Consider the following 11713-nt stretch of genomic DNA (forward strand, 5'->3'; position numbering starts at 1 on the left):
TGCCCGATGCCAGAGCGGCGTGAAAGGCATCCGCTTGCGCGTTCGGGCCGGACAAGGAAACGGACAAGAAAAAAGGCGGCGCCTGGGGCGCCGCCTTTCATAATTCACGTTGAGCAGCCGAAGCCTACTCCGCCGCGGCGGCGAGGCCTTCGGTCGGCAGGCCGAGCTTGGTGGCGACGCCGATGCCGTATTCCGGATCGGCGCGGTAGAAGTGCACCAGCTGGCGATTGATGATCTCGACCGGCACGCCCTGCATAGCGGCGGCGAGGTTGCTGAACAGGCGGTCCTTCTGCTCGGCATTGAACAGGCGGAACAGATCGCCCGGCTGCCTGTAGTCGTCATTGCCGACGCGGTGATTGTAGCGTTCCGCATCGCCGGAGATCTTCAGCGGCGGCTCGGCGACAGCCGGCGTTTCCTTCGGGCCATTGAACGAATTCGGCTCGTAGTAAGCGTCGTTGTTGGTCGCCGGCGGGAAGAAGCGCATGGCTCCGTCCTTGTGGTAGTTGTGCACCGGCACCTTCGGCGCATTGACCGGCAGCGCCTCGTAATGCGTACCGAGGCGGTAACGGTGCGCGTCGGCATAGGAGAAGATGCGCGCCTGCAGCATCTTGTCGGGCGAGAAGCCGATGCCCGGGACGATGTTCGACGGCGAGAAGGCGACCTGCTCGATCTCGGCGAAGTAGTTTTCCGGATTGCGATTCAGCTCGAGGATACCGACGTCGATCGGCGGATAATCGCCGTGCGGCCACACCTTGGTCAGGTCGAACGGGTTGTACCAGGTCTTCTCGGCGTCCGTCTCCGGCATCACCTGGACCTGCACCTTCCACTTCGGGAAATCGCCCCGCTCGATCGCGCCGAAGAGGTCTTCCTGCGTCGATTCACGGGTCTTGCCGACGACATCAGCGGCTTCCGCGTTGGTCCAGTGCTCATGGCCCTGCAGGGTCTTGAAGTGGAACTTGACCCAGAAGCGCTCGTTCGCGGCGTTGATGAACGAATAGGTGTGCGAGCCGTAGCCGTTCATCTTGCGGACCGAGGTCGGCAGGCCGCGATCGGAGAACAGGGTGGTGACCTGGTGCAGGCTCTCGGGCGACAGCGACCAGAAATCCCACATCGCCGTCGGCGAGCGCAGGTTGGTCTTCGGATGGCGCTTCTGCGTATGGATGAAGTCCGGGAACTTCAGCGGATCGCGGACGAAGAACACCGGCGTGTTGTTGCCGACGAGGTCCCAATTGCCGTCTTCCGTGTAGAACTTGAGCGCGAAGCCGCGCACGTCGCGCTCGGCGTCGGCCGCGCCGAGCTCGCCGGCGACCGTCGAGAAGCGGGCGATCATCGGCGTCGTGGCGCCCGGCTGCAGCGCCTTGGCCTTGGTGTATTGCGAGATGTCGCCGGTAACGGTCAGCGTGCCATAGGCGCCCCAGCCCTTGGCGTGGACGACGCGCTCGGGAATGCGCTCGCGATTCTGGTGGGCGAGCTTCTCGACCAGCTGCCAATCCTGCAGCAGAACCGGACCGCGCTCGCCGGCCGTCAGGGAATTCTGGTTATCCGCGATCGGCGCGCCGGCCGTCGTCGTGAGTTTGTCAGTCATGGCGCCCTCCAGGTTCGTTTCGGCGACGTCCGAGCCGCCTTCGACATGGCGCTAAGATGCCACGCGTTTAGATCAGTTCCAATCATATTGATTGCCACCAACGATAAGAATAACTTATCGACCATGATTCAGATCAATTCCAAGCGGAAAAAGCCGTGATCACCCTTCGGCAGCTGCGTTATTTCGAGGCGGTGACGCGCCATTTGCACTTCGGACGGGCGGCGGATGAATGCGCCGTGACGCAGCCGGCGCTCTCGCAGCAGATCCAGGATCTGGAGGCGACGCTCGGCGTCGCGCTGATCGAGCGCGGGTCCCGGCGGATCACCATCACGCCCAAGGGTGAGGAGATCGCCCGCCGCGCCGTCCGCATCCTCGGCGAGGTCCGCGACCTGACCGACTATGCGCTGCATGGCGGCGACGCGCTGACGGGTCCGCTGCGGCTCGGCGTCATCCCCTCGATCGCGCCCTACCTGCTGCCGAAGGCGCTGCCGCTGGTTCAGAGCACCTATCCGAAGCTCGAGCTGCATCTCCGCGAGACGCAGACCGCCGCCCTCGTCGACGAACTGGCGCAGGGCAAGCTCGACGTCGTGCTGATGGCGCTGCCGGCGCGCGACGCCGGCTTCGAGAGCCTGCCGCTCTTCGTCGATCGCTTCCTGCTGGCGACAAAGGCGGATGCGACGGCCGACACCGCCGCCTTTGCCAGTCCCGACCAGATCCCGCCGGATCGGCTGCTGCTGCTGGAGGAAGGCCATTGCCTGCGCGACCAGGCGCTGACCTATTGCCGGATTCCGCGTTCCGAGAAGATGAGCGGCTTCGGCGCGGCGAGCCTCTCGACCATCATGCAGATGGTAGCGAACGGCTATGGCGTGACGCTGCTGCCGGAGATGTGCGTCGCGATCGAGGCGCGCGACGAGCGCATCGCGCTTGCCCGCTTCAGCACGCCGGAGCCGGAGCGCGAGATCGGCCTCGTCTGGCGGCGCTCCTCGCCCCGCCGCGCCGATTTCGAGGCGCTCGGCCGCCTGCTGGTGACGGCGGCGGGCGCCGACGAGGCCCCGAAGGCTCCCCTGCCGGCGCGCCGGCTGGAACCGGCGGCGAGCTGAGCCGCCTGGAGGGCTGGAACGGAGAGGTTGCATTTGCGCCGATCCACTAGCGGCCGAGCGGCGCCTCCCTTACGGTAGGCACTTCCCGCCAACCGCTCCCCGGAGATCGCGATGAAATACAGCCTCCTTGCCGCCGCGAGCCTGACGCTCGCCTTCGCCGGCCAGGCCCAAGCCGCCATCCCGCTCGTCAACGCCACCTGCCCCGGGAAGATCGAGGTCCACGCCGACGAGGGCGGCCCGATCTACATCAACGGCAAGGAAGCCAAGCTGAAGAAGTTCAACGACAATTACTTCGAGGCCAAGGGCGGCGGCGTGACGATCTCGCTGACCATCCGTCCGGACGGCTCGCCTGACGTCTCCTACACCGGCAAGCACGGCGCCAACGGCGTCTGCACGGTCAAGTAGGGACGCGGACGAAGGGCTGCCGCCCATCGTCCGTCGGCCCCGTCGTCGGCTAGCTATTTGTTTGGTCGCGTTTTCTTCACGCGAACCGGGATCCACTTCGCTCGAAAACGCTCTAGGCCCGGACGGCGACCGCGAAGAGGCGCGGGAAGCGCAGCAGCACGCGGCCGTCGGCGAGCGGCGGATAGAGCGCGGCGACGCGCTCGGAATAGGCCTCGAGGAACGCCTCGCGCAGATCCGGCTCGACCACCTCGAGATAGCGCCGGAGGCCGGTGCCCTTGACCCATTCGACGATCGCCGAGGCGTCGGCGAGCGGGTGGTTGTAGATCGTGTGCCAGACCTCGAGCTTCGCCGATTTCGGCCCGAGCGCGTCGAAATACTCCGTCGGCGACGGCAGCAGCTGCCGCCGGCTGCTGCGATTGGCGAAGGCGCTGGCCCAGGGGCCGGCATGCGCCACCTCCTCCATCAGCATATGCGTGGGCTCGCCGAGATTGTCCGGCATCTGCACGGCCAGCACGCCACCGGGGCGGAGGCTGTCCATCAGGCGCCGCAACACGGTGATGTGGTCGGGGATCCACTGGAACAGCGCGTTGGCGAACAGGAGATCGACCGGCTCGGGCGGCGCCCAGGTGGCGACATCGACCTCGAGGAACTGCCGCTCGGGCAGGCGCTCGCGGGCGGCATCCAGCATGTCGGGCGCGGAATCGACGCCGAGGATCTCGGCGTCCGGATAGCGCTCGGCCAGAAGCTCGGTGGAATTGCCGGGGCCGCAACCGAGATCGACGATCGACTGGGCGCTGGCCAGCGGCACCTGCGCCAGCAGATCGCGCGCGGGGCGCGTGCGCTCGTCCTCGAACTTCACATATTGGCTCGCCGACCACGCCAGCTGGTTCATCTGCACCCCCTGCCTCATTCCAACACGTTCATCCTGCACGGCTCCGCAACCAGAACATAGAAGCTGAGTCGCCCCATCCTAGCCCCATCGGCGGACAATTCCATGAACGCACGTCCATGAACGCGCCCCTGACGACGCGGCTTTCGGCGCGGCGGCGCGACCGCCTTTGCTGTGACGCGCATCACAGACAGGGACGGGTGTGCGTGAGACGCTGCAACCAAGATGATGTTCCGGCAATGGAACGACCAACAAAACCATTCTCCGAAGCGCTCGTGCGCGACGGATCCGAGACCCTCTTCCCCTCGGGGTCGAGGAAGGGCGAACGGCCCTGCCCCTGCCCCCCAAGACCCAGGCAGGGCCGTTCGCCGAAACTTCCGCCCGCACGATGATCGGGCACAGCGCCAAACCGGCAGGGCCGGTGGGGCGGCGGACGGATCCGGCCCGCTGCGCCGCAGAGCGCGGGCCGGCCCGTCCGTCCGCTGCTGTCCGCAAAAGCCCATAGCGCTGCAACGATTGGTTGCCGCCATCGCTTGTATGATTTTTACCCGGGCCTGAACCATTTCATCGACATTGCCGCGAAACTTGGTACGACCGTTGCGATGAACGATCGAATCCAAGCCTTGCCTATCGAAGCCTTGCAGCTCGAAGCATCGCAGCTCGAAGCCCTGCCGCCGGTCCTGATCGATTATCTTGCCGCGGTGGAGCCGGGCAGGACGGTGCTGCATCGCCACGATGCTGAGGACCAGTCCGGCAGCTGCTCCGCCAGTCCGGCCGCTGCCAAGATCGCCTATTTCCACGATCCCGAGACGTCGAACCTCTACGAGATCCATTTCGACCAGCATTCGAGCTCGACGGTCCGCATCGACCTGAACCGGCGCGAAGTGCACAAGAAGCTCGCCCGCTTCATCGAGCACGGCATCGAGGAGCGGGAAATCCGCTGGCTGACCGCCATGGCGCCGACCGGCGTGGTGCCGCGGCTCATCGACCACACGCCGGGCCTGTTGCGCATGGACTATGTCGGCGAGCCGACCCGGCGCTACAACCTGCCGGCCGACTGGCGCGACCAGGCCGACGCGATCCTCGCCGCGCTGGCCTCGGCCGGCTGCTGCCACAACGACATCAAGTGCGACAACCTGATGGTGCTCGACGGCAAGATCACGCTGGTCGATTTCGGCTGGGCGACGGCCAAGGGCGATCCGATCCCGTCGCACTGGCCACAGGGCATCGGCCGCCAGCACCGGCTCGGCATCCACCAGTTCGACGACCGCCACGCCATCCACGCGGCGCTTGCCTCGGCCGAGCGCGACGAAGTCGACCGCTCGATCGTCCTGCCAGCGTAAGTGCCTGGTACGCCCGTCAGCCGAGCGCCTTCATCGATTGCTCGACCAGCGCCTCCAGTTCCGCGCGCCCTGCCCCATCGCGTGCCTGAAACGAGATGGCCTGCATGATCCCGTGGCAATAAGCGGCCAGGCTCTCGATGTCCGTTCCGGGGGCCAGATCGCCCTCCGCGAGCCCGCGCTGTAGCCGCGCCCGGATCAGATCGAGCGTGGTTCGACGCGCCGCGAGAAGATGGTCCCGGGCGGCCTGGTTTTCGGGCAGGTGATTGACGACACCGAGAATGAGCAGACATCCGCCCGTCCTGGTCGACAGCGCGACATGGATACTGCCGCGCAGCATCGCGCGGACCGCCTCCCGGACGTCGGCCTCCGCGTCCAGCGCCGCCATGGGCGGCGCGCCAATCGTCGAAATATAGAGATCCACCGCCTCGCAGAAGGCGGCCTCCTTCGACGCGAAGGCGGCATAGAAACTGGGCGGGGCGATGCCCATGGCCGCCGTCAGGTCGGTGAGCTGCGCGCCCTCGTAACCCTTGGACCAGAACAGATCCATCGCCCGCTCCAGCGCCTGCTGGCGATCGAAACTGCGTGGACGCCCCCTGGATGCCATGGCCTACCTTTCTGTAGTCATAATTCAATAAATCACTTGACCACCTTCGGCAACGCCAATACGCATTTATTGAATTTTGACTACACAATAGCCCGCGGCGCCCCCACCCTTCGAGAAAAGGGACACCCGCCCGCGCCCGGAAAGGACGACACAATGAATGGATCTGCGGACGACAACGCCGTGCGCGCACTCGTGGAGGAACTGTTCCGGAGGACGGGATCCGGCGCGGCGCCGGAAACGATCGCCGAGCTCTTCAGCGAGGACGTCGACTGGTACATTGCCGGCGACGTCGCGCTGGTGCCGTGGATCGGCCGCAAGAAGGGTCGGGCCGGCGCGGCCGAGTTCTATCGCCAGATTCGCGCGTTGATCGGTTCCGAGCGCTTCGAGCTGAGCGAGATCCTCGTCGCGGGCGACCGCGCCATCGCCGTCGGCTCTCTCGCATCCAGGGTCCTGAGCACCGGCAAGCTGATCGAGACGGAATTCGCCTTCGATCTCACCATGGCCGACGGACTGATCCGCCGATTCCGGATGTTCGAGGACAGCTTCGCCGTGGCGCAGGCGGCCGCCTGACGGAGCCGGGATCCACCCATTCGACGACCGCCACGTCATCCACGCGGCGCTTGCTTAGGCCGAGCGCGACGAGGTCGACCGCTCGATCGTCCTGCGGGCGTGAATGTCCGGCCCATAGTGTCTGAATGACGAGATCTGCACGCGATCTGCATTCCAGAACTCGCCCATCATCCTGAGGTGCCCGGCGAAGCCGGGCCTCAAAGGAGGGTCCAGGGAACGCCCCGGGGCGGATTTCGCCAGACTTTGCCTGCAACCACAGTGTTCCGCTGAATCCTCCTTCGAGGCTTCGCTCACGCGAAGCACCTCAGGATGATGGTGGAGCCTGGTCAATCCGACTCCATGGCCAATGGCGATGATCCCACGCCTGCCAAAGGATTTATGACAACATTCCCTTTGGGAATGTAGAGTGATCTGCAACCCCTGCGATTTGCCGAGATGAGGGGCACCTCATGATCAATCGCGATTTCTTCTTCCGACAATGCAGGCTGACCCTGTTCGACGGAAGGCTAAGGCCGGGTCAGGTCGGGGGATTGACCACGCTGCTTGACGAATGGGAGGCGCAGCATGCTGCCAAGGACGATCGCTGGCTCGCCTACGCCCTCGCAACCACGCACCACGAGACCGACCGTTCCATGCAGCCGATCCACGAGCGCGGCAGCAAGGAATACTTCCGCCAGAAATACGACATCACGGGCGACTATCCCGCCAGAGCCAGAAAGAACGGGAATACGACGCCGGGTGACGGTGTTAAATATTGCGGACGAGGCTATGTCCAGCTCACCTGGAAAAACAACTACATCAGGGCCGGTGACGAAATAGGCCATCCGGACCTCGTCGATCATCCCGATGACGCGATGGATCCGGTCTATGCCAAGAAGATTCTGTTTCTCGGCATGATGGGCGGCTGGTTCACCGGCAAGCGCCTGTCCGACTATTTCGACGGCCCGAAGGAGGAGTGGGTGCAGGCCCGCCGCATCATCAACGGCCTCGACAAGGCGAACCTGATCGCGAGCTACGGCCAGGCCTACTACGCCGCGATCAGCTACACGGTCTGACGGGAGCCGACAGACAGCCTGCCATCGGCAGCGGACTACGCGCCGCCGAGCGCCCGCTCCACCGCCGCCTCGGCGTGGAGGGTGGTCGTGTCGTAGAGCGGCACGGCGCTGTCCTCGGGGCGGACCAGCAGCATGATCTCGGTGCAGCCCAAGATGATCGCCTCGGCCCCGCGCTCGACGAGGCGCGCCATGACGCCCCGGTAGATATCGCGCGAACCGGGCTCGACGCGCCCCTGCACCAGCTCCTCATAGATGATCCGATGCACGTCGGCGCGGTCCTCCGCCTCCGGCACGAGGACCTCGAGACCATGCTCGCGCGCGAGGCGGCCCTTGTAAAAGTCCTGCTCCATGGTGAAGGCGGTGCCGAGCAGGCCGACGCGGGTGACGCCGGCCGCCTTGATCCGCTCCGCCGTCGGATCGGCGATGTGGACGAGCGGGATGCCGATCGCCGCCTGCACGTCATCAGCCATCCGATGCATGGTGTTGGAACAGATGAGGACGAAATCGGCGCCGCCGCGCTCGAGCCGCCGCGCGGCGTCGATCATGAGCTCCGTCGCCGCGTCCCAGCGCCCGCTCGCCTGCAGCGCCTCGATCTCGGCGAAGTCGAACGACCACATCAGGATGCGGGCCGAGGCGAGCCCGCCGAGCTGCGCCCGCACCGCCTCGTTGAGGATGCGGTAATATTCGGCCGAGCTCTCCCAGCTCAAGCCACCGATCAGCCCGATCACCTTCTGCGCCACGCCCGCCTCCTCCATGGCCCGTCCGGACCTCTCCAAAAATAAAACGGGCGGACCCGCTTCCCCATGAAAGGGAAGCCGGTCCGCCCGCGCAAGCCTGAAAGCGATACGCCTTAACGCGTCAGCTTCTTGTACTTGATCCGGTGCGGCAGGATCGCGTCGTTGCCGAGGCGACGCTTCTTGTCTTCCTCGTAGTCGGCGAAGTTGCCCTCGAACCACTCGACATGGCTGTCGCCCTCGAAGGCGAGGATGTGCGTCGCAAGCCGGTCGAGGAACATACGATCGTGGCTGATGATCACGGCGCAGCCGGCGAAATCCTCCAGCGCCTCTTCCAGCGCCGCCAGCGTCTCGGTGTCGAGGTCGTTGGTCGGTTCGTCGAGGAGGATGACGTTGTTGGCGTCCTTCAGGAGCTTGGCGAGGTGCACGCGGTTGCGCTGGCCGCCCGAAAGCGTGCCGACCTTCTGCTGCTGGTCGCCACCCTTGAAGTTGAAGGCGCCGGCATAGGCGCGCGTGTTCACTTCCTTCTTGCCGAGATAGAACACCTCGGCGCCGCCGGAGATTTCCTCCCAGACGGTCTTGTTGGAAGCGAGATCGTCGCGGCCCTGGTTGACGTAGCCGAGCTGGACCGTATCGCCGAGCGAGATCGAGCCCGAATCCGGCTTCTCCTCGCCGGTGATCATCTTGAACAGGGTCGACTTGCCGGCGCCGTTCGGGCCGATGACGCCGACGATGCCGCCCGGCGGCAGCTTGAACGAGAGGTTGTCGATCAGCAGGCGGTCGCCATAGCTCTTCGACAGGCCCTCGACCTCGATGACCTTGTCGCCAAGACGCTCGCCGACCGGAATGACGATCTGCGCCGTCTGCAGCGTCTTGCCCTCGGCGCGCTCGACCAGCTCGTCATAGGCCTTGATACGGGCCTTCGACTTGGACTGGCGGGCCTTCGGCGACTGGGCGATCCACTGGCGCTCGCGCTCGATCGCCTTCATGTGGGTCATGTCCTCACGACCCTCCTGCTCCATACGCTTGGCCTTCTTCTCCAGATAGGCGGAGTAGTTGCCTTCGTACGGGATCGAACGGCCGCGATCGAGCTCGAGAATCCAGCCCGTGACGTTGTCGAGGAAGTAGCGATCGTGGGTGACGATCAGGATGGCGCCGGGATAGTCGCGCAGATGCCCTTCGAGCCAGTTGATCGATTCGGCATCGAGATGGTTGGTCGGCTCGTCGAGGAGCAGCAGGTCGGGCTGCTCGAGCAGCAGGCGGCAGAGCGCGATGCGGCGCTTCTCACCACCGGAGAGGTTCTCGACCGAGGCGTCGCTGGGCGGGCAGCGCAGCGCGTCCATGGCCATCTCGACCTGGCTTTCCAGATCCCAGAGGTTCTGGCTGTCGATGATGTCCTGGAGCTTGGCGCCCTCCTCCGCGGTCTCGTCGGAGTAGTTCATCATCAGTTCGTTGTAGCGGTCGAGGATCGCCTTCTTCTTGGCGACGCCTTCCATGACGTTCTCGAAGACGTTCTTGGTCGGATCGATCTTCGGCTCCTGGGCGAGGTAGCCGACGGTCGCGCCCTGCGCCACCCAGGCCTCGCCGGTGAAGTCCTTGTCGAGGCCGGCCATGATCTTGAGCAGCGTCGACTTACCCGAGCCGTTCGGGCCGAGCACGCCGATCTTGGCATCGGGATAGAAGGAGAGATGGACGTTCTCCAGCACCTTCTTGCCGCCGACATAGGTCTTGGTCAGACCCTGCATGAAATAGATAAACTGCCGCGCCATGAATTCGCTCCGAAGGCCCTCTTCGCCAAAAGGGCAGGATGTAGGGATGAGGTTGCCGTTCTTCTAGTCGAAGCGCCGCCAAGGGGCAACGCGGCGCGTCGCCGGACAGGCGCGGGAGAACGGATATTCAGCCCCGCGCCCCGCACCCGGCAGTTTTTTCTAGATCGCCGGCGAGACTGCTGCCGCTTCGCCGTCGTTGCGGCGAAGCCCGGAAGCAAGGGGGACGCTCTCGCCCGCCGAGACCGGCGGCACGCCCATGAGCGACAGCAGGCCGGAAGCGAATTCCAGCTCCGAGATCGGGCGGTAACGCTCGGCGATGACGGCTCGAAGCGCCGCCAGCCATGCGTCGTCCGTCGCGGCCCGCTCGATCGCCGCGACCCAGCCTTCGAGATCGGCGGCCGGAATGACCGGCATCAGCCCCTGCGTCGCCTCCGAAAGCGCATCGGCGTCGGAGACCAACACCGGCAGGCCGAAATCGAGGCATTCGGCAGCGCCCAGGCCCCAGCCTTCGGCGACGGAGGGAAACACGCCGAAGCGCGCGTTCTGATAGAGCCAGGCGAGCTGCGGATCGCTGATCCCGGAAAGGAAGCAGACCTTCTCCGCCAGTTCCGGATGATCGGCGAGATACTGCTTGGTCTCCTCGACCATCCAGCCCCAGCGGCCACACAGAACCAGTTTCGGCATGCGCTCGCCGAGGAGCGGCATCAGGCGCTGCCAGACGCGCAGCAGCGTGATGTGATTCTTGCGGATCTCGATGGTCGAGCAATAGACGGCGAAATTGCTGCCGACGAGCTGGGCCACCGGCTCCGCCGGACGCCCCTCCATGCCCTCGCGCAGGAACGAACCGAGCCGGTTGACCGAGATCGTCGGCCGAGGCGCGTCGGCCGGCGCGGCCTCGACGCCCTTGCGGGTGGTCCGCGCCGAATATTCCGACACGCAGACCAGCTGCCGGCACCATTTCCGCATCCACTGGAAGTCGCGCACGAAGGACGCCGCATGTCCCTTGTCGACGAACTGCGGCATGTCGAGCGGGATCGTGTCGTGCAGGATCGCCGTGATGTTGGCCTGGACCTGCGCCTGCCGATGCGCGGCGAGCGCGTGCAGGCCGACATTGGAAAGAAAGCACTTCACCGTCGGATCGGCGAGCGGATCGAAGCTGCGGTCGCGCCGGTCGGCGCGCATGCCGAAGCCGAGCTTGCCGATCCGGATGCCGAACTTGGCCAGCTCGAAATGCAGCCCCTTCCGATCGGCGCGGTTGGCCAGATAGCCGGCCGCGACACGGTCGAGCTCCCGCCCCGTCGAGCCGCCGCTGGCGCGCACGACCTGGTAGACGGTCTTGATCCGGCTCCAGTACGACGACGAGCCGACGCCTTCGATATAGGGGATGCGCCGCTCGACCAGCGCCTCGAGATAGCGGAGCTCGGTTCCCGTCAGCAGTCGCGACTTGCCGCGATCGACCCGATAGAACACGACGTTCAGGTCCTTGCGACGCAGAACCTGCCGGATCAGGGCGCTTTCGACGCGTGGAATGCCCACTGGGGGATGGGCCCCCCAGCGCAAAGGCTGGGTCGCGTCAAAATACAACTTTTCACTCAATGCGCTTTTTCCGTCCGTCGACGATCCAGAATGGCGAGAATCAAACTGGGCGACAATTCCGCC

The 11713-nt window shown here is 65.4% G+C and carries 11 protein-coding genes; 5 read left to right on the forward strand and 6 right to left on the reverse strand.

Translation table 11 applies throughout. The features are described from left to right. Window positions 1-124: 124 nt before the first annotated feature. Window positions 125-1585, reverse strand: coding sequence for a catalase (locus tag AC6HZP_RS17375; protein ID WP_497523846.1), 1461 nt, complete (start codon window positions 1583-1585; stop codon window positions 125-127). Between the two features lie 155 nt (window positions 1586-1740). On the opposite strand from AC6HZP_RS17375, the gene AC6HZP_RS17380 reads away from it, so the two are divergent. Next, window positions 1741-2685 (forward strand): hydrogen peroxide-inducible genes activator, encoded by a 945-nt coding sequence (locus AC6HZP_RS17380; protein WP_497523847.1) that lies wholly within the window; start codon window positions 1741-1743, stop codon window positions 2683-2685. Between the two features lie 111 nt (window positions 2686-2796). After that, window positions 2797-3090, forward strand: a complete 294-nt coding sequence (locus AC6HZP_RS17385) for a hypothetical protein (protein WP_497523848.1) — start codon at window positions 2797-2799, stop codon at window positions 3088-3090. Window positions 3091-3202: 112 nt separating this feature from the next. Here AC6HZP_RS17385 and tam read toward each other — a convergent pair whose 3' ends face one another. Continuing rightward, window positions 3203-3973 (reverse strand): trans-aconitate 2-methyltransferase, encoded by a 771-nt coding sequence (tam, locus tag AC6HZP_RS17390; RefSeq protein ID WP_201404514.1) that lies wholly within the window; start codon window positions 3971-3973, stop codon window positions 3203-3205. 629 nt (window positions 3974-4602) lie between these two features. On the opposite strand from tam, the gene AC6HZP_RS17395 reads away from it, so the two are divergent. Then, a complete protein-coding gene (locus AC6HZP_RS17395) occupies window positions 4603-5322 on the forward strand; it encodes an RIO1 family regulatory kinase/ATPase domain-containing protein (protein ID WP_497523849.1) in 720 nt (239 codons plus the stop codon). A 16-nt stretch (window positions 5323-5338) separates the two neighbouring features. On the opposite strand, the gene AC6HZP_RS17400 is transcribed toward AC6HZP_RS17395, so the two are convergent. Further along, window positions 5339-5869 (reverse strand): TetR/AcrR family transcriptional regulator, encoded by a 531-nt coding sequence (locus AC6HZP_RS17400; protein ID WP_497523850.1) that lies wholly within the window; start codon window positions 5867-5869, stop codon window positions 5339-5341. Between the two features lie 93 nt (window positions 5870-5962). Here AC6HZP_RS17400 and AC6HZP_RS17405 point away from each other — a divergent pair, with 93 nt between their 5' ends. Beyond that, on the forward strand, window positions 5963-6496 hold the full coding sequence (locus AC6HZP_RS17405) for a nuclear transport factor 2 family protein (RefSeq protein ID WP_497523851.1): 534 nt from the start codon (window positions 5963-5965) through the stop codon (window positions 6494-6496). 449 nt (window positions 6497-6945) lie between these two features. Continuing rightward, window positions 6946-7551: a glycoside hydrolase family 19 protein gene (locus tag AC6HZP_RS17410; RefSeq protein WP_497523852.1), complete on the forward strand. Its 606-nt coding sequence runs from the start codon at window positions 6946-6948 to the stop codon at window positions 7549-7551. 35 nt (window positions 7552-7586) lie between these two features. Here AC6HZP_RS17410 and AC6HZP_RS17415 read toward each other — a convergent pair whose 3' ends face one another. The 3 genes from AC6HZP_RS17415 to AC6HZP_RS17425 all read right to left on the reverse strand — a co-directional run bounded on the left by AC6HZP_RS17415 (window position 7587) and on the right by AC6HZP_RS17425 (window position 11590). Further along, window positions 7587-8291 (reverse strand): aspartate/glutamate racemase family protein, encoded by a 705-nt coding sequence (locus AC6HZP_RS17415; protein ID WP_497523853.1) that lies wholly within the window; start codon window positions 8289-8291, stop codon window positions 7587-7589. 110 nt (window positions 8292-8401) lie between these two features. Beyond that, window positions 8402-10054 carry an energy-dependent translational throttle protein EttA gene (ettA, locus tag AC6HZP_RS17420; protein WP_201400361.1) on the reverse strand — a complete coding sequence of 551 codons (1653 nt, stop codon included), beginning with the start codon at window positions 10052-10054 and terminating at the stop codon, window positions 8402-8404. Between the two features lie 159 nt (window positions 10055-10213). Beyond that, window positions 10214-11590, reverse strand: coding sequence for a glycosyltransferase (locus tag AC6HZP_RS17425; RefSeq protein ID WP_497523854.1), 1377 nt, complete (start codon window positions 11588-11590; stop codon window positions 10214-10216). Window positions 11591-11713: the final 123 nt, after the last annotated feature.

Source organism: Kaistia sp. SLG-1 (genome assembly GCF_059699055.1).

Coding starts and splice junctions, on each gene's coding strand:
- AC6HZP_RS17400 (WP_497523850.1), bottom strand. CDS start 5,869: ATGGATCTGTTCTGGTCCAAGGGTTACGAGGGCGCGCAGCTCACCGAC.
- AC6HZP_RS17385 (WP_497523848.1), top strand. CDS start 2,797: ATGAAATACAGCCTCCTTGCCGCCGCGAGCCTGACGCTCGCCTTCGCC.
- ettA (WP_201400361.1), bottom strand. CDS start 10,054: ATGGCGCGGCAGTTTATCTATTTCATGCAGGGTCTGACCAAGACCTAT.
- AC6HZP_RS17410 (WP_497523852.1), top strand. CDS start 6,946: ATGATCAATCGCGATTTCTTCTTCCGACAATGCAGGCTGACCCTGTTC.
- AC6HZP_RS17375 (WP_497523846.1), bottom strand. CDS start 1,585: ATGACTGACAAACTCACGACGACGGCCGGCGCGCCGATCGCGGATAAC.